This is a genomic window from Erwinia persicina NBRC 102418 (assembly GCF_001571305.1).
Taxonomy (GTDB): Bacteria; Pseudomonadota; Gammaproteobacteria; order Enterobacterales; family Enterobacteriaceae; genus Erwinia; species Erwinia persicina.
Genome location: NZ_BCTN01000007.1, coordinates 201,854 through 223,031 on the forward strand (window position 1 = coordinate 201,854; position 21,178 = coordinate 223,031).

A 21,178-nucleotide genomic window follows, 5' to 3' on the forward strand; every position below is an offset into this window, starting at 1 on the left:
TAGATGGCAAACGGCGGTCGTTTTATGACGTAATGGCATGAGCGGCAGGAATGTCACGGCAAAAATGCTGGCAGCAGGCGCTGCCAGCGGCTTCATCAGATCCGGATCAGCGTATTCTGATATTTTTTTAGCACCGCAGCCAGACGGGCCACCGGCTCGGTGACACCGACAGGTGCCTCATACTGCACCAGCTTTTGCTGGTAAATCTCAAACTCGGCCAGCAAACGATCGAAGTAATGGCGTTTTTTCCCCTCACTCGTCGACGAAATAACCCGGTCAGCAGTATGGCGCATCTGTTTATGAAAGGCAGACAAATCGGCATTGACCGGTACATCGGCATCGCGCATGCGCTGATGGGCGATAATCAGCGTCAGGGCCAGCCGGTACTTATCAATATCGCTGGGAAAAATATTGAGCAACATAAAGAGCTGCTGATAGAGCGCGGGCAGATGGTTTTCTTTACGTCGTGCCGTGTTGGTCGTTAGCGCAGACACCGCCGCATACATCAGACGATTCAGCAGCGTCCTGCCGACGCGGGCTTTTGACGTATCGCGTATCAGCAGGATCACCAGCAGCGCCACAAAGCAGCCAATGGCCTGTCCGAGTGCGCTGTCAAGAAACAGGCTGACTTCGAATTTCATCGGATTGTCCAGGGTCAGAATATTAATGGTTCCGACCAGCGCACCCAGCGTCCCAATCTGACGTCGCTGAATGAGAATACCGCAAATGAACGCCATCACCCCCAGCGCAATGCAGAGCAGCAGCATACTTTGCTGCGTGCCTGGCATCACCACCATGTAATAGAGAGACCCCAGCGGGATGGCGACAATCATGCCGTACAGGAAATCCTTCGCCACCATCAGCGGATTCGGTGTACGCATCGCCAGAGAGGTGATAACCGCCAGCATCACCATCGCCCCGCTGCCAGAGGTCCAGCCCGTCCAAAGCCAGAACAGAGAGCCCACCGCGATGGCCACGAAGGTGCGCAGCCCGTTCACCAGAGCATGACGGCTTTCCGCCGAGCGCATTTTTACCACCGGCTCTGCGTTCAGTATCTCTTCTTCCATACGGCTGATGCTGCTGTTGGTATGCACACCTTTGAGCAGAAGCAGATAGCGGCTGGCCGCACCTACCCAGGAGCGGATCGTCGCCGGCGTATTCTTGCTGCCGCTGGCGGCGATCACCCGACGCATCACCTTCATCCGCTGATGAATATCAGCAATAGTTTCTACCGGTTTTTCGAAAAACAGATGGAACTGGCTGGGAACATACTCCTGGCGGGTGTTCTGGATCAGAAAGGTCTCGCACGCCTGGGTAATCAGCGTCAGCGACAGAGTGTTCATCACCCGCAGACGCCGGTCAGTTTTCTGCCAGCGTCCGGCCTCCATCATCAGGTGATTACGCATGCCGTTCAGGGCGGTGGTACGACGCACCAGCCCTGCCCAGCATTTATCGACCTCGTCCTTATCGGCATGAGCCACACAGAGCTGCATCAGACGGTACTGTTCCACCAGCAGGGCGTCAATTTCCCGGTCAATATCCTGCTTAATGGATCGCGGTGAAAACAGCATATCGGCCAGAATGGCGCAAACGATGCCGATGATAATTTCACTGCAGCGCTCAACGGCAAACTGTGGGGCCAGCAGCAGCGAGCCATTAGCGTCGACGCTGACCACGATAATCAGGGCCGTATAACCTGCCAGCCCAAGGGCATAGGAGTTCTCCACTTTCATCAGAGAGGAGATCCATACGCAAACGCCCGCCCAGATGCAGCAGAGCAGCAGCATCACTACCGGCGCGCGAATGGTAGCCACCATGATCGTCACAGCAGCAATACAGCCTATAAAGGTACCGATGATACGGAGCATGCCGCGGTGACGCAGCGCACCGGAGAAGGGATCGCCCCCGGCCGCAAAAGCAGTCCCCCCGGCCACGATGGCGGCGGTCATCACCGCCCAGCGGGGGGTTTCCAGATTGAATTCAAACCCGACGATCAGCGCCAGCAGAATGGCAAAGGTCAGTTTGATGGGAAAGCGCAGACGATACCACTGCATATCCAGCCCCGCCTCAGCCAAACTCACGCAGACGATGCATCAGCTGCATCAGCGGTGAACGGTCTTTATCCTGGCGATCCTGAGCACCGGTGACCACAACGGTAGCGGTGGTGCCCGACGGATAAAGGTTGCCCGGCTGCTGGTCAAGATGAATACGCACCGGCACGCGCTGCGCCAGACGCACCCACTCCAAATTAGAGTCGATAGTGGCCATCCCTTTACTGTCAACGGTGCTGCTGCTGTTGGTCACACCCGCGGCCACACTGTCGACCGATCCGTGCAGCACGTGATTGCTGCCCAGTGGGGTAATCTCGACCCGGTAGCCCGGACGAATGCCATCCAGTTTCGTCTCTTCAAGATAGGCCAGGACATAAAATGAATGTTGTTTAACCAGCGCCACGGAAGTCGACCCACGGGTAATAAACTCACCGGTGTAGACATTCAGGTTGGTTATCCAACCGGCTGAGGGGGCTTTGACCACCGTACGTTCCAAATCCAGTTTCGCCAGGTCACGTGTGGCCACCGATTTCGCCAGCTGATGTTCCGTGGTCTGATAATCATTATTGGCCTGGTCAATCGCCTCACGCGACATGGCAGAGACGCCCAGCTTATTTCGGCGCGAGGCTTCACGGCGCTTTTCACCCAGTACAGCCTGATAATAGGCCACGTCGGCTTCTGCTTCTTCCAGTGCTTTCTGATAGCGCGGCTGGTCGATGGTGAACAGCACCTGGTCTTTCTGCACCAGCTGATTGTCATGGACGCGGACATCGGTAATCAGGCCGCTGACATCAGGGGCAATCGCCACCACATCCGCCGTAAATTTGGCATCACGAGTCCAGGGGGATTCGGTGTAAAACACCCACACGCGGAAAATCAGGACAATGGCGATGATTACCAGCAGCAGGGTTATGGCGAAACGGGAAATTTTTCTTGTTAGAGCTTTCACTATGACCTCAGACGAACAATCGGGATACCAGATAAAACAGGCAGCAGTACAATGCGGTATTAAACAGTGCCGGGTGCCAGACCAGATCGTAGATTCCGGTTGGGGTAATAAGACGTCGCACCAGCCAGAACACCATCAGTGACACAATAATTTCAAAAAAAATGGGGGGAAATGACATCCCGAACACCACAACAACGGGTAGCACACTCATCTCTTATCCTTATGAATACTTGACCAGGCTATCCGCTTCTACCGCTCACACCTCTCCCGTTAACCTCGCGGGCAGGTATGCAGGTGTATGATGTTTCATCGACATGTCGACTGAAGAGACGCATCAGTACCGAAGCTCAGTGAATAATAGCCTGTTCAGTGAGCCAGCATCTAAAGGGAATGGGGTGTGAGATCGATAACCCGACGATGCTATAGTAACGTGCCTGACTATAAGTTTTCTACCAAATGTGATCTAAATCACTTTTAAGCCAGGGTTAATAATGGAAAGACTGAAAGGCATGACCGTTTTCGCCAAAGTCGTTGAACTGGGTTCCTTTACCGCGGCGGCACAGCATATGCAGTTAAGCGTATCGGCAGTGAGCCAGATTGTGGCCCGGCTGGAAAATGAGCTGCAGGTGAAACTCCTTAACCGCAGTACGCGCAGCCTGGGGTTGACCGAGGCGGGTAAGATCTACTTTCAGGGCTGCCGGCGCATGATGTCCGAAGCGCAGCAGGTGCATGAGCAGCTGTGGGCCTTTAACAATACGCCCATCGGTACGCTACGCATCGGCAGCTCGTCGACGATGTCACAAAACCTGCTGGCTCCGATGACCGAAGAGATGCTGAAAGAGTACCCCGGACTGACAGTCAATCTGGTGACCGGCATACCGGCCCCCGACCTGATTGCAGACGGACTCGATTTGGTGATCCGCGTCGGTGCGCTACAGGACTCCAGCCTGTTTTCAAAACGCTTAGGCTCCATGCCCATGGTGGTCTGTGCCGCAAAAAATTATCTGGCACAGTTTGGCACCCCGGAAAAGCCCTCGGATATCAGTAACTATTCATGGCTGCAGTACAGCGTGCGCCCTGATAATGATTTTGAATTGACCTCGCCGGAAGGCACCTCAATCCGTCTTTCCCCACAGGGGCGTTTTGCCACTAATGATTCGCAGACGCTGATCCGCTGGCTGAAATCCGGCACTGGTATCGCCTATGTGCCGCTGATGTGGATTATTGATGAGATTAACGCAGGCCAGGTGGAGATCCTGTTTGCGCATTATCAGTCGGTGCCGCGCCCGGTCTATGCGGTTTACACGCAAAAAGATAAGTTACCGCTGAAAGTTCAGGTCTGTATTAACTATCTGACCGACTATTTCGATAAGGTGGCGGAAATTTACCAGGAGTTCCGGAAATAACCTGCCGGGGTGACCGAAAAGAAGGGCGCCCGCTGCACTGAATTCAGTGGCTGGGGCGGGCCTTTTTTCCGGTCGACCGGCTTTTAAGCGGTGCCGCCTACGGTCAGTTTATCCAGCTTCAGGGTTGGCTGACCGACGCCAACAGGCAGGCTCTGCCCCTCTTTGCCGCAGACCCCGACGCCTTTATCCAGCGCCAGATCGTTACCCACCATCGATATCTGCTGCATCGCCTCGATGCCGGATCCGATCAGCGTTGCCCCTTTCACCGGCTTCGTCACCTTGCCGTTTTCAATCAGGTACGCCTCTGAGGTGGAGAAAACAAACTTACCGGAGGTGATATCCACCTGTCCGCCGCCGAAGTTTGGCGCATACAGACCGTACTCGACGCTTGCAATAATATCCTGCGGGGTGGACTTCCCTGCCAGCATATAGGTGTTGGTCATGCGTGGCATCGGCAGATGCGCGTAAGACTCACGGCGACCGTTACCGGTCGGGGCCACTCCCATCAGGCGGGCATTGAGCTTATCCTGCATATAACCTTTCAGGATCCCGTTCTCAATCAGCACATTGTACTGACCCGGTACGCCTTCATCATCCACGGCCAGCGAGCCGCGCAGGCCATCAAGGGTGCCATCATCCACCACGGTACACAGCTCGGAAGCCACCAGCTGGCCCATCTGACCGCTAAAGACCGACGTTCCCCGGCGATTAAAATCGCCTTCCAGCCCGTGGCCGACCGCTTCGTGTAACAGTACACCCGGCCAGCCTGCACCCAGCACGACCGGAATCGTCCCCGCTGGCGCGGCGACCGCATTCAGATTGACCAGCGCCATGCGCACGGCTTCACGCGCCCAGGCATCGGCACGGACTTCTCCGTCTTCGTTGGCCAGGAAGAATTCGTAGCCAAAGCGTCCGCCGCCGCCGCTGGATCCCCGCTCACGCTTACCGTTATCTTCCACCTGGACACTGACCGAAAGACGCACCAGCGGACGCACATCGGTGGCCAGGGTGCCATCGGTTGCGGCCACGAGGATCAGCTCATACACGCCCGTCAGACTGGCAGACACTTCCTGCACGCGTTTGTCGGCGGCACGAGCCGCACTGTCTACGCGGTGCAGCAGCGCGATTTTTTCTTCCCGTGTCAGACTCTGTAGTGGATCGAGAGCCGGATACAATGCCCGGTTCATGACCGCTCCCAGCGTCCGCGACTGGCCGTTGCCCTGCTCACGCACGATGCTGCGCGCGGCCGTCGCGCTCTGATGCAGTGCATTAAGCGTGATCTGGTCAGCATAGGCAAAGCCGGTCTTTTCGCCGCTGACGGCACGTACGCCTACGCCCTGATCGATATTGTAGGAGCCATCTTTAATAATGCGGTCTTCCAGCACCCAGGATTCATGGTAGCTGGACTGAAAATAGAGATCGGCATAGTCCAGCTTGCGCTCGGAAAGCTGGCCGAGGATAGAAAAAAGGTCGCTTTGACTAATGTTGTTAGCAGTTAGTAACTGCTCACTTACCAGATTCAGACTCATGAATTCTCGCTCTGTGTGGGTACTTTCACAATCAATCATACCCGATAGATTTCAGGGTGCAGGGCGGTAGCAGCCAGCGCTTTTCCCGGCGCTTACAGAGGTAAGTGACCGGGGGATAAAGAGCAGCCAACACACCCGCAGCGTGAAAAGTGAAGGATAGTGACAGCCTGAGGCAATATAGCGGCTACGTCAAACTCACTTGCCGCCAACATCGCGTGGTTTGCGCAGCACTTCATCAATTTTCGGTTTATCTATTGGGCCGCTGATATGGTATCGCAACACAGAGATTTTACTCCACAGCGGCCCGAGTACCTTGCTGGCGGCAAACACTGCGGCACCAATCACCGGATTCACCGCAAAGGCCGTAGCCACGCCGACAGTGGCCGAAATTTCCGGGGCCACCACGGCTTCCATATCAATCTGCCGCTGCACCAGATCCACCTTACCTTTCATGGCAATATCAGCTTCGAGCCCGTCCACCAGCAGGTTATCGGTGTGCATCACACCGTTTTCAATCCACGCCGTACCGTTAACAGAATCGAAGTAGAAGCCCTGACTGAAGGTGTCGCTGAAATCAAGGCGCAGCTTACGCAACAGCGAGTCGAAGCTGACCAGGCGCAGCAGCTGTCCGGCCCGCCCGGTTGAAACATCGGCTATCTGCCCGGCACCCAGATGTGATTTTAATACGCCGCTCAGCGAGGCTTCCGAGGGCTGCCAGGGGGCAGACTGCCAGTGCAGGTCATACTCAAATTTAAACGGCGAATCACGCAGCGGTGAGCTGACGCCGAACCAGTTTGTTGCATCATTGATTTTTTTGCCGCTCAATACGCCTTTCAGTGACGTGCGCTGCTCGCCAGGTTTATTTACCCATTCGCCATTAACGGTCAGCTGTGCATTACCGCTGTCAATCAGCCCGTTCTCCAGCTTGAGCGTATCACCGGACGGCGTCAGCGCTCCCTTGATACGGCCAAATTTCTGCCCACGCAACCAGCACTCCTCACAGTTCAGCCGTAGCGCAGGCCAGTGGCTGAAGTTTACTGCCGTGGCATCGGTCGGCAGCGGTGAAGATGTCCCCTGACTCTCCCACTGCGGGTTGTAGTAAAGGTATTTCAGATTAGCCAGCCACGGGCCTTTCTGTGTCGTCACCAGAGAGCCGCGAATGGACTTGCCCTCTGCATTGACGGTCATCTCGCCGGCGACGCTCTGAGTCAGTGTGGCGGTCAGATCATCCCACTGCTGGCCGGCCAGCGTCAGTGCCGGAGTATGCACGCGGATGTTGCCCGGTAGCATCGTGGTACCGGTTTTTCCACCGCCCCCGATGCCGCTTCCCGCCCCCATCAGGCCAAGCCAGGCCTCACCGTCGAGCGCAGGCAGATTCAGAACCATCCCGCGGCTGTCTGGCAGCGCCGGGGTCTGTTTCGCATCATTTTCCCAGATACCCCGGTCAACCTTAAGCTGTTTGTCCAGTAGCCAGCGGCTGTTAAACCGGTGACGATCGCCAACTGAACCACTCACCTCAACGCTGTCCAGATTACCTTTCGCTACCACCTTAACCGGAAGCGCATTACCGCCCTTTTTATCGAGCGGTGAGGGTAAGTGACTGCTCACATTTTTCAGATCGCCATCGATATTAATCTGGTAACGGGCTCCCCCCGTATGCGGTAATGTCACCAGCACATTGCTCTGCCACGGCAGATGGCCGCCCAGCTTTTTACGCACCGCCTCCGGGACAGCGGTCATGGTGCCAGGCTGCCAGTCGGCTTTGAGATCCACACCGATTTGGTACTCTTTTTCACCTTCACGGGTGTTAAAACTGACGCCGACAGGCTGGCCAAACCAGCGCGCGGTCATGGCATCGCTTTTCAGGTCGCCGTTATCGTAGGTAAAGTGCCCGGTCAGCGCGTCAAATTGGGTATCCAGCGGCTTAATCAGCAGCGAGTTATGTGCGAAATTGACATCGCCCGTCGCCCGGACATCCTTGCCATCCAGCGGTATATCAAGATGTAAGCGCCCACTAACATCGCCGCCGATTTGCAGTTCATCAAGCGCCGAACCTAACGAAGCTTTCAGCGGAGACTGATTAAAATAGTCGCGTATCTGCGGCCCACCGCCGCTGATCTCGCCGTCAATAATCAGTTTCTCCTTCAGATAGTCAGGGATCACGGCCGAAATGTTGTGACCGTTAACCTCGCCCAGCTTGATGTCCGCGGCGCGCATCCACAGGCCGTTATTCGCGAAGTCGAGGTCAATGTCCAGGTTTTCCAGCGCAGGCCAGCCGGGTTCGAACTCATAGGTTGCCTGACGCAGCGGCACGGCGACTTCAAACATGCCGTCATTATGTTTAAACGGGAACTGCTGCGGATTACCGGCAAAAAGCAGCGTCGCATTCTGTACCTGTCCGCCTTTCAGCGCCCCGCTGAGGTAGTCCGTTAGCGACGTCCCCATCAGGGGTTCCGGGAAATAGCGCCAGGCATCACCGGCATGAGTCAGGTTAATGCCGGCGAGAATATCAAGCTGGGGCGGCTGATCTTTCGCCTGCTGGTAACGGAAATCGCCCCGCGCCCACAGTGAACGAGCCTGAACGTCAAGCTGCTGGCCGGACAGGGTCAGCCCCTGTTCTCCGTACTGCCAGCTGAGTGCGCCCGAAGCCTGGGCTATCTCCAGCGGTGCACGGAACATATCGCCATAGGGTAGCGTCGCCTGATGCAATGTGAACGACATTCGTCCGTCAGCCACTCCCCCCGCCAGTGTCCCGTTGAAGTGCTCCATGCCGGGAACAATCTTCCACTGCTGCCAGCTCATATCCCGCCATTGTGCCTGAAAACGCGTCCGTTCCGGCTGCTGAAGCGGCACGTCCAGCGCCAGCGCGTCGAGTCGTCCGCGCGGCTGGAGAGAGCGCCAGTTTTCCAGCAGTTGAGGGGAGAGTTTGGCAAACAGTGGGATCAGAGGTTCAAGGCGCTCAAGATCAAGATCGGTCGCCCTGACGCGTACTTCCTGACGATGGTCAGGGCCAGGCAGTTGCGGATTTTCCGGCAGCCACAGCAGAGAGAACTGACCGTGTGGCCAGGGTTTGCCGTCGGTAATAAACCGCGTTTGCGGGACGGTAATATTCCAGCCGCCGTTATAACGGCTGACGTGTGCGGTGAGGTTATCCACGCTGAGGTGGTGTGGCTGCCTGTCACCCAGCCAGTTAGCTCCCCCCTTCTTCAGCCAGATATCCCCGCCGTGTACATCGCCGTTTTCAACACTCATCCAGGCCGCAAGGCTGAAGCGCGCGCTTTCCAGACTGGTATTATCCCGCATCCACTGCCCCAGCCAGGGCTTTACATCGACATCATCGGCCTGCATCCAGACCCGTCCCGTGCTGAGGTAACCGTTTTTATCGCTGAGATCCAGCCGCAGTTGCACCACGCCATGCTGGCCGGTAAAACTGGACAGGCTGACCAGCCCTTCCGCACGGTGCCGGGTCTCTTCGTTCAGCCAGGAGAGCTGGGGAATGGCCAGCGTGGCACGCTGACCGGAAAGAGTGACAAAACTGATCTGGCTGTCGCGGAGGTCAAAATGGTCAAACTGACGCAGGAAGAGGTCGTTCAGCCGTTCAGTTTGAAAATCTGACTGCTGCTGATTGCCGCCCGTTAACGGTGTATTGGTGACCAGGTTAAGCTGCCAGAAGGTCAGGTCGCGGAACTGCCAGCGCAAATGCAGCAGAGACTGCCAGACATCCAGTGCCAGTGTCACGCGCTGTATTTTCAGCCCACCGCCGTCGGGGAAGTCAGCCTGGATGTTTTTTATTTCCAGGCGCGGACCGAAGTTCTCCCACTGACCTTCCAGGGAACTGGCCTGTATCTTCAGGCCAGCAGCCGCTGAAACCTGCTCAAGAATGGGCGTACGCCAGCTATTCATGTGCGGCATCAGCAGACGTAAGCCACTAACCAATAGCGCAGTCACTACAACCAGTGTTGCGCCTGTTAGTAGCAAAATTCTGGGCAATTGCCTCACACACCTCTCCTTGTCTTCCGTCACAACGGATGCTCAGTCACTAAAAATCGGTTGGTTGTCCCGCAAGCAACTCCCGACAAGGCAGTTCAAGCCATACGATGCAGTTTACCCCAGCTTATGGCGTTTTATTAGCGTATAACCGGGATAGGCACGCTGAATTTACATCATGACCACGTCAAATTGCTCCTGGGTATAAAGCGGCTCAATTTGTACCTTAACCTGTTTACCGACAAAGAGTTCCACTTCAGCCAGCGCATGAGACTCATCGCTTTTAAGCGCTTCCCCCACGGACGGAGAGGCATAAACCAGGAAACGATCGGAATCATAGGCATGATGGACGCGAACAATTTCACGCATAATTTCAAAGCACACCGTTTCCACCGTCTTCAGAGTGCCACGCCCCTTGCAGACCGGGCAGTCCTGGCAGAGAACGTGCTCAATACTTTCACGTGTCCGTTTACGCGTCATCTCGACCAGCCCCAGCTGCGAGAAGCCGTTAACCCCGGTTTTTACCCGATCCTTGCTTAACGCCTGATCCAGGGAATGCAGCACGCGCCTGCGGTGCTCATCGTTATTCATATCAATGAAATCAATGATAATGATACCGCCGAGATTGCGCAGTCGCAGCTGGCGGGCAATCGCCTGTGTCGCTTCAATATTAGTATTGAAGATAGTTTCTTCAAGATTACGGTGGCCGACGAAAGCACCGGTATTGATATCAATGGTCGTCATGGCCTCGGTCTGATCGATAATCAGATACCCACCAGATTTCAGTTCAACTTTTCGGTCAAGGGAACGCTGGATCTCATTTTCCACATCAAACAGGTCGAAAATAGGCTGCTTTCCGGTGTAAAGCTCCAGCTTCGCGGTCATCTCTGGAATATATTCACCGGTGAACTCCACCAGATGCTCAAAGGTCTGACGTGAGTCAATGCGAATCCGGTCCAGTGCGGCACCGGCAAAGTCGCGCAGGATGCGTTGCGACAGGGCGACTTCACCATACAGGCGACAGCGGGTCTGATTGCGTTTCTTGCGCTCAATGACTTTCGTCCACAGGCGCTTCAGGAAAGCGGCATCAGATGCCAGTTCTTCTTCACCCACACCTTCTGCTGCCGTGCGGATAATATAGCCGCCCAGCTCATCGCAGTAGCCCGCCACCACCGCTTTCAGGCGATCGCGCTCGGCTTCGCTCTCAATGCGCTGTGATACGCCCACGTGTGACGCACCCGGCATAAAGACCAGATAGCGCGACGGTAAGGTAATATCCGTCGTCAGCCGCGCACCTTTGGTGCCAAGTGGATCTTTCACAACCTGTACCATCAGATCCTGACCCTGACGCACCAGTTCGGAGATATCACGCACAATAAAGTTTTTCTTTTCGTCACGCGCGACACATTCGGTATGCGGCATGATGTCAGAAGCGTGCAGAAACGCCGCTTTTTCCAGACCAATGTCCACAAACGCAGCCTGCATTCCGGGCAGCACACGGCTGACGCGGCCTTTGTAGATATTACCGACGATGCCGCGGCGCGCCTCACGCTCGATATGAATTTCCTGCAGAATGCCACCGTCGATGTAAGCCACTCGGGTTTCTGACGGCGTAATATTTACCAGTAGTTCAGCTGTCATCTTGACCTCTCACTTCACGCAGCGACTGGAAGTGGCTAAACAGTTCGGCTGTTTCCACCAGAGGCAGTCCTACAACCGCGTGATAGCTTCCGTTAATTTTTCTGACAAAGTTGCCGCCCAGCCCCTGAATACCATAAGCGCCGGCTTTATCCATCGGTTCACCGCTGGCGATATAATCCGCAATGTCTTTCGGGGTTAATGTGCGGAAGGTCACCTCAGTGATGACAAGACATTCAAGCGTCTGCTGACGGTCAGCAAGGGCAACGGCCGTCATCACCTCATGGGTCTGGCCGGAGAGCATAGTCAGCATGGCGGACGCCGACTCAACATCAGTGGGTTTTTCCAGCACACGATTATTGAGCACCACAATCGTATCTGCCCCCAGTACCGGGAGATCGATTTCCGCCACAGCGACACCAGCCTGGGCCTTATCCCGCGCCAGACGGCGAACATACTGCTCTGCCGTTTCGCCAGGCAGACGCTCTTCTTCGACCTCGTTAGCGAGGCGCTCGAAAGACAGACCCAGTTGCGTCAGCAGTTCGCGACGTCGTGGAGACCCGGAAGCCAGATACAGGGATAGCATAATTGTCCTTTATTGTACGGCGAACTGGCGGCGAATTTTTCTCATCAGTAAGAACAGCCAGGGCCAGAGAATACCGTCGACGACGCTACTCCAGAATATTTCCGGGCGGAAGGAGACGTTAATCACCAGGAACTCAGACCAGAACACAATGACATCCATTGCCAGGGACAGCACCATCACCATCAGAGCCTGCTGCCACAACGCCAGATTACGAAAGAGCTGGAATTTGAATGCCACCAGATAGGCAACAATGCTGAAAGCCAGGGCACGAACGCCAAGCGTCGAACCCGAAATAAGATCCATTATAGATCCCATCACAAATCCGCTCCCGACGTTTACCCGGTGCGGTAGCGCCAGCACCCAGTAAATCAGAATCAGCAGCAGCCATGACGGACGGTACATCAATAACTCTTCCGGCCAGGGCATAATTTGCAGTACGAGTGCGACCAGGAAAGAAAGCCAAATCACCCACCGCCCGTGGCTGCGGTAACTACTCAAGGCTGGCCTCCATGCGTGGTGCGCTGCCGGACAGGTGCAACGCCCGTTTCCGGAGCCGTTGCCCCGGCAGCCGGAGAGGAGGATGTCGCAGGAGGTGCAGGAGGCCCCACAACTTCACTGGCACGCGGTAACACCTGCGGCATCATCTGCATCAGGCGTTCGTTAGCGACACGATGGACTTCGTTCGGGGCCATCGGCATGGAGCCATTGCGATCCGCCCCCCACAGCAGCAGCAGATAGCGCAGGCGCTGAAGACCGGCAGTAGGACGGGCCTGAATCACGGTGTAAGCACGCTGGGTATCCACCTTCACAGAGGAGACAACCGCAACAGGATATCCTTCCGGGAAACGTCCCCCCAGGCCGGAGGTCACCAGCACATCGCCAACGCGAATATCAGTATTGCCCGGCAGATGTTCAAGCTGCAGATCTTCGGTACATCCGTTGCCGGCAGCAATCACGCGGATATCATTACGCAATACCTGGATCGGCAGGGCATGGGAGGCATCGCAGATCAGCAGCACACGGCTGGTGATTTTCCCCACCGCCACGACCTGACCCACCACGCCTTTATCACTGATTACCGGCTGGCCTTCGTAAACACCGTTTACGCTGCCTTTATCGATTACCACCTGGTCGGTATAGGGATCGGTGCCCGTAGAGATCACCTGAGTCACCATTTTTTGCTCGTCCTGACGCAGAGGTGAACCCAGCAGCTCGCGCAGGCGGGCATTCTCTTGCTTGAACTGACCCAGCATCAGCAGCTCGCTGTTTTTCAGCATCAGCTCACGGTGTAAGGCTTTGTTTTCCAGTTCAATCTGCTGGCGGGAGGCCAATGTTTCAGAAACATTGTCCAGAATTTTACGCGGCCCGTTGGCCAAAAAATAGAATGGACTGACTGCGGTGTCCATATAGGTGCGGATCTGGGAGAAAGCCCCCATTCGACTGTCGGCAACAATTACGCCTATTGCCACTATAACCGCTAAAAATAAGCGTAACTGCAGGGAAGGCCCCCTGCTGAACATCGGCTTCATAAACTCGGCGTTTTCCTCGACAACATGAAAAAGGAGTGCGGACAGCGCCCCGGCACTCCTTCGGGCAAATTATTCTTCGCTGAACAAATCGCCGCCGTGCATGTCAATCATTTCCAACGCTTTACCACCGCCACGCGCAACACAGGTCAGTGGATCTTCTGCAACGACGACAGGAATACCGGTCTCTTCCATTAGCAGACGATCAAGGTTACGCAGCAATGCGCCCCCGCCCGTCAACACCATGCCGCGCTCTGAGATATCAGACGCCAGCTCTGGCGGGCACTGCTCCAGTGCGACCATAACCGCGCTCACGATGCCGGTTAACGGCTCCTGCAGCGCTTCCAGTATTTCGTTGGAATTCAGTGTAAAGCCACGGGGAACCCCTTCAGCCAGGTTACGACCACGCACTTCGATCTCGCGGACTTCATCACCCGGATAAGCGGAACCAATTTCGTGCTTAATACGCTCTGCGGTGGCTTCACCAATCAGAGAGCCGTAGTTACGGCGCACATAATTAATGATGGCTTCATCGAAGCGGTCACCGCCGATACGGACAGAAGAGGAATACACCACGCCATTCAGCGAGATCACCGCCACTTCCGTGGTACCGCCACCGATATCCACGACCATGGAACCCGTCGCTTCAGAAACAGGCAGACCAGCGCCGATTGCAGCAGCCATTGGCTCTTCAATCAGAAACACTTCGCGCGCACCGGCACCCTGTGCGGATTCACGGATGGCACGACGTTCAACCTGGGTCGCCCCCACGGGCACACACACCAGCACGCGCGGACTTGGGCGCATAAAGCTGTTGCTGTGAACCTGCTTGATAAAGTGCTGCAGCATTTTTTCGGTAACAAAGAAGTCGGCGATAACACCGTCTTTCATTGGGCGAATAGCTGCGATATTGCCGGGTGTACGACCCAGCATCTGTTTTGCGTCATGACCGACTGCCGCTACGCTCTTTGGGGAGCCGGCACGATCCTGACGGATAGCAACGACGGAAGGCTCGTTCAGCACAATGCCCTGCCCTTTCACGTAAATCAGGGTATTGGCTGTACCCAGGTCGATGGACAAGTCGTTGGAAAACATGCCACGGAATTTTTTAAACATACTAAAGGATAATCCTGCAAGCTGGGGGCGGAAAATAAAATCCGCTTACTTTACCAACCACACGAAGCAGCGACAAGGCGCAAAAACGTTCTGCTCCGGTGAAAAATCATGCTATCTCGCGCCAGCGTCACAACCCTGTCGACACATTACGCTACAGAGGCCGTTAATCAGGCATTCTCTGCGGGATTTGGACAATCTGGCGGACATAACATACATAAACATTAACAGTTCAGTTTCGCCTCGGCCGGCGAGAAAGCCGTTTCGAACCACTATCGCCCGGCTATTCTACGTGAAAACCTGGCTGACGTGAGACTAAACTCGATATCTTTGCGAATATTTTTTCACGCTGCTGTCAACAGGCTGAGAGGAAGCAAAAAAGTCGCCCTGCCCCCCCGTCACCCCCAGCTCCACCAGCGTTTGCCACTCTTCGCGCGAGCGAACCCCGGCGGCAAAAATCTGTGCCGACGTCTGCTTACTACTTTCCAGCAAACTCTGCACAAACAGCTGATTCTCAGTACGCCGGTGAATATTCCGCACCAGACCCGGATGCAGCTTAATCTGCCGCACCTGGAACTGTTTGATATACGCCGTACTGACCACTGTCAGCCCCGCCTGATTGACCACTACGCTACAGCCAAAACCATAGAGTAATCGGAACACAGGCTCTAAACGACTGATGTGTTGACACACATCCGCTTCTGCAAGTTCAAATAAAATACGTTTTCTTTGTGATTTAGTGCATTGCAGCAAATTATCGCGCAGCCAGTTCAGGAATGAACGCTGCAAGAGTGAGTCGAGCGTAAGAGGGATGGCAAGGGTTTCTTCGGGCCACAGCGTGATCAACGTCAGGATACGTTTCACCATCTGTCGGTCATAACGTTCGGCCAGCCCCAACTGCAATATCATAGGCAGGTACTCCGCTGAAAGCAGTTCTTTCTCCCCATCGAAGATGCGTGGCATCATTTCGCGGTGACAGACCTCTCCCTGAGCGTTTACCGCCGGCTTTTGATACAGCCTTGGCCCACCACGATTCAGGGTATTTTCCAGTAAGGTGCGCCATTTAACGCTGCCGCGCGCAAAGTCCTGTTGCGCGCCCTCTCCCACCGACCAGTTATTCCCCCCCTGCAATGAAGCCTGACGCGTTGCAAGTTCGGCATTTTCCATCACCTGCTGGGTGGTCTGGCCGCTGTGCCAGCCGCTGATGCCGATATGGATCATATCGTCGCGATCGACCATGCGCGTGGAGGGCAGCGTATCGACTGCTTTGATCAACTGTGAAGCGATGCTGTCGGCATCTTTGACACTACGATGTGGCAACAATACCGCGAAGTCACTGCGAAAATAGCGCGCGAGCAGTGCGCCGGGATAGCGCAGTACAAACGTCGATAACAAATTGACCAGCGCAAACAGGTATTCCTGTACCTGAGCATGCCCCCAGCGCTCACGGAGGGTATCGAAGTCCGGCAGCCGGATAATCATCACCATACCGTGAGTCCCCACTGCTTCAGGATCCTCCAGCAATGTCGTGAGCTGGTTGTCAAAGAATAATCGATTATTCAACCCGGTTCGGGCGTCCTGTGCTGCAAAGGAACGAATCAACGTATCAATGCGATTGTGCTGTTCCCCGGCCTCTTTTAAATCAGCCAGCAACAAATCGATCGCGCTGCTGGCTTTCGATGGCCACTCATGTACCGACCCCGGCCTGACGCTATGGCGTTCCCCCTTAATGATGGCCCCCGCACGTTCCTCCAGACGTTCCATGCCCTCCAGCTGTCGTTTAAGCCAGCGGCGGGCCTGAAAGAGCAGCATCGTCATAATCACGACTACACCCAGCATCAATGAAAGACTGGTCGTTCCAATTAAGGAAAAAAACCAGGTGCGGGTTGAATCGACCCACTCAATACGAAGTGACATCTCCGGATGCCGCGAGAGGGGGATATGCATTTCGCGGTAGCGATTAGGTTCATCGTCCAGCAGCGGCTGCTGCTGGCGGGTGACCTGAATAAGACGTTTACCGCCCTGCTCCATCACAATATTTTCGATTTGCAGGGGATTCATCACATGGCTGAGCCACTGCTCAATCTGTTGGGGTGACTGAGTCTGTAACATGCTGTCAACATCGTCAGCCATCCGCTGGATCCGATATTCTGCCCTCTGATTGCTGAGGTAAAAGAAACTGAGTACGCTGCCCACCAGCATCAGTAACATCGCCAGCGAACACAGCAGGGTAATAATCGCAGAAAGCTTAGTGGTTAATCGCATCCTTGTGCCCATTTAGCTACGGTTGTCGGGACATCATTAACAGCGAACCGCAACCGTATTGTTAATGACCAGATAACAGCCTGTGCAGATAAGCACCGGCGGAGAAAAATACCACACCCCACCTTACGATTGCTTGCCCGGTGTCAGATAAAAGCAGATTTTGAGGAGTATAGTCCCGTTAAGTCCTATTTTAATTAATGACACCACTATTTCAGGAGATTCTCATGCAGGCACTGGTTCTGGAACAGTCAGAAGGTAAAACCATCGCAGCCGTAAAGATGTTAAGTGCTGACAGCCTCCCCCCAGGCGAGGTGACCGTCGATATAGACTGGTCGGGCATCAACTATAAAGATGCGCTGGCGATCACAGGTAAAGGAAAAATTATCCGCCAGTTCCCGATGGTGCCAGGCATCGACTTCGCCGGTAACGTTCATACCAGTAGCGATCCCCGTTTCCACAGTGGTCAGCAGGTGCTGTTAACCGGTTGGGGCGTAGGTGAAAATCATTGGGGTGGGCTGGCCGAACAGGCGCGGGTTAATGCTGACTGGCTGGTCCCCATGCCGGAAGGCATGGACGGGCGCAAGGCGATGATTATCGGCACGGCCGGTTTTACCGCCATGCTGTGTGTCATGGCGCTGGAAGAAGGCGGTATTACACCCGATAGCGGTGAGGTGCTGGTGACCGGTGCCAGCGGTGGCGTGGGGAGCACCGCCGTGGCGCTGCTCAGTACGTTGGGTTATCACGTGGTCGCCGTCAGCGGGCGTGAGTCAACCCATGATTATCTGTATCAGCTCGGCGCGCAGGCGGTGCTGCCGCGCAGTACGTTTACTGCGGAATCCCGGCCGCTGGAAAAGCAACGCTGGGCCGGAGCCGTGGATACCGTGGGCGATCGGGTACTGGCGAGCGTGCTGGCACAGATGAATTACGGCGGGGTGGTGGCGGCGTGCGGTCTGGCAGGGGGCTTTGCTCTGCCCACCAGCGTTATGCCGTTTATCCTGCGCAACGTACGTCTGCAGGGCGTGGATTCGGTGATGACACCGGCACCGCGCCGTCGTGACGCCTGGAAGCGGCTGGTAAAAGTCCTGCCCCCCTCTTTTTATCAACAGGCAACGACAGAGGTTCCCCTGACAGAGGCCGTCACTGCCGCCGAAAAACTGCTGAATAACCAGAGCACCGGGCGCACGCTAGTGCGTATCCGCTGATTCTGGCGTTCCCCTGCCTGACGGCAGGGGAACGCGTCCAGGAAATTTCACATTTTCCAGCCGGGATTAGCGTAATGTCCGGCTCTGCGCCATGCTCAACATTATTACCCCACCATGTGCAAGGGTCGCCGATGAAAACCGTTAATAAACTGACTGAAAATGATGTCACGCCGGAAAGCATTTTTAATACCCGCCGCAGGACGCTGCTTAAGACCCTTGGCCTGAGCGCTGCGGCCCTTTCATTACCCACCGCTGCCCGCGCGGATGTGCTGTCATGGTTTAAAGGGAACGATCGTCCGCCGGCCCCGGCGGGCAAGCCACTCGACTTCAGTAAGCCGCCGCAATATCAGTCCGACCTTGCCCTGACACCGGAAGATAAAGTGAGCGGCTATAACAATTTCTACGAATTCGGACTGGATAAAGCCGATCCGGCCGCCAATGCCGGCACGCTGAAAACGACCGACTGGAAAATAGAGATTGGCGGTGAAGTGGGAAAACCCATGACACTGGATATGGACGATATTTTTAAGCGTTTCCCTCAGGAACAGCGCATCTATCGTATGCGCTGCGTAGAAGCGTGGTCGATGGTCGTCCCGTGGATTGGCTTTGAGCTGGGCAAGTTACTTAAGGCGGCTGAACCCACCAGCAATGCTCGCTACGTGGCCTTCCAGACCCTGTATGCCCCGGACCAGATGCCCGGCCAGCAGGATCGCTTTATCGGCGGTGGCCTGGATTACCCTTATGTTGAAGGACTGCGACTGGATGAAGCAATGCACCCGTTGACGCTCCTAACCACCGGCGTTTACGGTAAAGCGCTGCCTCCGCAAAACGGCGCGCCGATCCGCCTGACCGTTCCCTGGAAATACGGTTTTAAAGGCATCAAATCGATTGTCAAAATCACTCTCGTTAAAGATATGCCGCCCACGACCTGGAATCAGCTCGCCGGTAATGAATACGGTTTCTTTGCCAATGTAAATCCTCATGTTGACCATCCGCGCTGGTCGCAGGCAACGGAACGTTTTATCGGCTCAGGCGGTATTCTGGATGTCAAACGCCAGCCTACCCTGCTGTTTAATGGCTATGCTGACCAGGTTGCTTCTCTCTACCGTGGGCTCGATCTGCGGGAGAACTTCTGAGATGGTACGTCTGTCGCTGAAACAGATAACGGGCTTAAAAGTGCTGCTGCATCTGGCGGGTTTTTTGCCGCTGCTGTGGCTACTGTTGTCGATCGATCAGGGCTGGTTCAGCACTGACCCGGCAAAAGATATCCAGCATTTTACCGGCAGAATGGCGCTGAAATTTTTACTGGCCTCGCTGGCGGTCACGCCGCTGGCGCGCTACGGAAAACAACCGCTTTTGATCCGCGTACGTCGTCTGCTGGGCTTATGGTGTTTCGCCTGGGCCACACTGCACCTGGTGAGTTACTCCCTGCTGGAACTGGGGATCAGCAACCTTGGCCTGCTGGGATCTGAGCTGATTTCACGTCCTTACCTGACGCTGGGCATTATTTGCTGGGTGATCCTGCTCCTGCTGGCCGCCACCTCCTTCCAGCGCGCACAGCGTAAACTGGGAAAAAAATGGCAGACATTGCACAATGCCGTCTATCTGGTGGCCATACTGGCACCGGTTCATTATCTCTGGTCAGTCAAAACCCTCTCGCCCCAGCCGTGGATTTATGCGTTAATTGCTGCGATCCTGCTGGCATGGCGTTACAAAAAACTGCGCAAATGGCTGCCTGGCCGCAGCGGATAACTGTGTCCTGCCCCGCATCTTCAGCAATCAACCGCGCCTTTTTTTACCGGCGTGGTTGATCATCTTCGCTGATACGACCAGTATTTAGCTGCTAATTGCGTTGATATCATTATAATGCCCGACTTCATACGGTTGCTTTCGTCAAATTTCATCTGAAAAGGTGACAAATCGGCGATTGCGATGTATTTTGTGCGATGCCTTTATTATCGCGGGAGATAGCAGCAAGATGACTGATAAGTTGCACGTACTGCTTTTGAACGGCCCCAATCTCAATATGCTGGGAACCCGTGAGCCTGAAAAGTACGGTCACACCACGCTGGCAGATCTCGTCAGCGATTTGACCGCGCAGGCGAATGCGCTGAACGTCACTTTGAGCCATCTCCAGTCAAATGCGGAATATGCGCTCATCGATCGCATACATGAGGCAAAAGGCAATGTCGATTATATCGTCATTAACCCGGCGGCATTTACCCATACCAGCGTGGCACTGCGTGACGCGCTGCTGGCAGTGAACATCCCGTTTATCGAGGTTCACCTGTCAAACGTTCATGCCCGTGAGCCCTTTCGCCATCATTCGTATCTTTCTGATATTTCTTCCGGCGTGATCTGTGGACTTGGCGTCGACGGTTATTCCTGGGCTTTACAGACGGCAGTTAAACGCCTGTCACCATCTAATTAAACAGAGTACGGAACCACACTCATGGATATTCGTAAGATTAAAAAACTGATCGAACTGGTTGAAGAATCAGGCATCGCTGAACTGGAAATCTCTGAAGGCGAAGAGTCTGTGCGCATCAGCCGTGCACCGGTTAACGTCGGTTACCCGATGATGCAGCAGGCCTATGCGGCACCAATGATGCAGCAGCAGCCAGCACTGGCTAACGCTGTCGCTCCGGCGACCGCTCCGGCAATGGAAGCGCCTGCCGCTGCTGAGATCAGTGGCCATATCGTACGTTCCCCAATGGTTGGTACTTTCTACCGTACCCCAAGCCCGGATGCGAAAGCCTTCGTGGAAGTGGGTCAGAAAGTTAACGCCGGTGATACCCTGTGCATCGTTGAAGCGATGAAAATGATGAACCAGATCGAAGCCGATAAATCCGGCATTGTGAAAGCGATTCTGGTCGAAAGCGGTCAACCTGTTGAGTTTGACGAGCCGCTGGTAGTCATCGAATAA

General features: G+C 55.2%; 17 protein-coding genes. 6 read left to right on the forward strand and 11 right to left on the reverse strand.

Going from position 1 to position 21,178, the window contains the following annotated elements:
- Positions 1-95 precede the first annotated feature (95 nt).
- From aaeB to aaeX, 3 genes are read right to left on the reverse strand one after another with little or no spacing between them, the layout of a single operon-like run.
- Entirely contained in the window at positions 96-2,054 is a 1,959-nt protein-coding gene (aaeB, locus tag EPE01S_RS10125; protein ID WP_062744504.1) for a p-hydroxybenzoic acid efflux pump subunit AaeB, read from the reverse strand.
- 13 nt (positions 2,055-2,067) lie between these two features.
- Positions 2,068-3,000, reverse strand: coding sequence for a p-hydroxybenzoic acid efflux pump subunit AaeA (gene aaeA, locus EPE01S_RS10130; RefSeq protein WP_062744505.1), 933 nt, complete (start codon positions 2,998-3,000; stop codon positions 2,068-2,070).
- Between the two features lie 7 nt (positions 3,001-3,007).
- The gene (gene aaeX, locus EPE01S_RS10135; protein WP_062744506.1) at positions 3,008-3,211 is read right to left on the reverse strand and encodes a p-hydroxybenzoic acid efflux pump operon protein AaeX; all 204 of its coding nucleotides are present in this window, start codon (positions 3,209-3,211) and stop codon (positions 3,008-3,010) included.
- 280 nt (positions 3,212-3,491) lie between these two features.
- Between aaeX and aaeR the strand changes: the two genes are divergently transcribed.
- Positions 3,492-4,406 carry an HTH-type transcriptional activator AaeR gene (gene aaeR, locus EPE01S_RS10140; RefSeq protein WP_062744507.1) on the forward strand — a complete coding sequence of 305 codons (915 nt, stop codon included), beginning with the start codon at positions 3,492-3,494 and terminating at the stop codon, positions 4,404-4,406.
- An 83-nt stretch (positions 4,407-4,489) separates the two neighbouring features.
- On the opposite strand, the gene tldD is transcribed toward aaeR, so the two are convergent.
- The 8 genes from tldD to csrD all read right to left on the reverse strand — a co-directional run bounded on the left by tldD (position 4,490) and on the right by csrD (position 17,050).
- Positions 4,490-5,935, reverse strand: a complete 1,446-nt coding sequence (tldD, locus tag EPE01S_RS10145) for a metalloprotease TldD (RefSeq protein ID WP_062744508.1) — start codon at positions 5,933-5,935, stop codon at positions 4,490-4,492.
- A 195-nt stretch (positions 5,936-6,130) separates the two neighbouring features.
- Positions 6,131-9,934 (reverse strand): AsmA2 domain-containing protein YhdP, encoded by a 3,804-nt coding sequence (gene yhdP / locus EPE01S_RS10150; protein ID WP_062744509.1) that lies wholly within the window; start codon positions 9,932-9,934, stop codon positions 6,131-6,133.
- Positions 9,935-10,093: 159 nt separating this feature from the next.
- Positions 10,094-11,563, reverse strand: a complete 1,470-nt coding sequence (rng, locus tag EPE01S_RS10155; RefSeq protein ID WP_062744510.1) for a ribonuclease G — start codon at positions 11,561-11,563, stop codon at positions 10,094-10,096.
- Positions 11,553-12,146, reverse strand: a complete 594-nt coding sequence (locus EPE01S_RS10160; protein ID WP_062744511.1) for a Maf family protein — start codon at positions 12,144-12,146, stop codon at positions 11,553-11,555. The genes rng and EPE01S_RS10160 overlap by 11 nt, the downstream gene beginning before the upstream one ends.
- Before the next feature lie 9 nt (positions 12,147-12,155).
- Positions 12,156-12,644, reverse strand: coding sequence for a rod shape-determining protein MreD (mreD, locus tag EPE01S_RS10165; protein WP_062744512.1), 489 nt, complete (start codon positions 12,642-12,644; stop codon positions 12,156-12,158).
- Positions 12,641-13,675, reverse strand: coding sequence for a rod shape-determining protein MreC (gene mreC / locus EPE01S_RS10170; RefSeq protein WP_062744513.1), 1,035 nt, complete (start codon positions 13,673-13,675; stop codon positions 12,641-12,643). Before mreC ends, mreD begins: the two co-directional genes overlap by 4 nt.
- Positions 13,676-13,744: 69 nt before the next feature.
- The gene (mreB, locus tag EPE01S_RS10175; protein ID WP_003855260.1) at positions 13,745-14,788 is read right to left on the reverse strand and encodes a rod shape-determining protein MreB; all 1,044 of its coding nucleotides are present in this window, start codon (positions 14,786-14,788) and stop codon (positions 13,745-13,747) included.
- 312 nt (positions 14,789-15,100) lie between these two features.
- Entirely contained in the window at positions 15,101-17,050 is a 1,950-nt protein-coding gene (csrD, locus tag EPE01S_RS10180) for an RNase E specificity factor CsrD (RefSeq protein WP_062744514.1), read from the reverse strand.
- A gap of 224 nt (positions 17,051-17,274) precedes the next feature.
- Here csrD and acuI point away from each other — a divergent pair, with 224 nt between their 5' ends.
- The 5 genes from acuI (at position 17,275) to accB (ending at position 21,178) form a co-directional block, all read left to right on the forward strand.
- Complete coding sequence (gene acuI / locus EPE01S_RS10185) at positions 17,275-18,252, forward strand: acrylyl-CoA reductase (NADPH) (protein ID WP_062744515.1); 978 nt, start codon at positions 17,275-17,277, stop codon at positions 18,250-18,252.
- Between the two features lie 131 nt (positions 18,253-18,383).
- A complete protein-coding gene (msrP, locus tag EPE01S_RS10190; RefSeq protein WP_062744516.1) occupies positions 18,384-19,388 on the forward strand; it encodes a protein-methionine-sulfoxide reductase catalytic subunit MsrP in 1,005 nt (334 codons plus the stop codon).
- Between the two features lies 1 nt (position 19,389).
- The gene (gene msrQ, locus EPE01S_RS10195) at positions 19,390-20,004 is read left to right on the forward strand and encodes a protein-methionine-sulfoxide reductase heme-binding subunit MsrQ (RefSeq protein WP_062744517.1); all 615 of its coding nucleotides are present in this window, start codon (positions 19,390-19,392) and stop codon (positions 20,002-20,004) included.
- Between the two features lie 226 nt (positions 20,005-20,230).
- The gene (gene aroQ / locus EPE01S_RS10200; RefSeq protein ID WP_062744544.1) at positions 20,231-20,683 is read left to right on the forward strand and encodes a type II 3-dehydroquinate dehydratase; all 453 of its coding nucleotides are present in this window, start codon (positions 20,231-20,233) and stop codon (positions 20,681-20,683) included.
- A gap of 21 nt (positions 20,684-20,704) precedes the next feature.
- On the forward strand, positions 20,705-21,178 hold the full coding sequence (gene accB / locus EPE01S_RS10205; RefSeq protein WP_062744518.1) for an acetyl-CoA carboxylase biotin carboxyl carrier protein: 474 nt from the start codon (positions 20,705-20,707) through the stop codon (positions 21,176-21,178).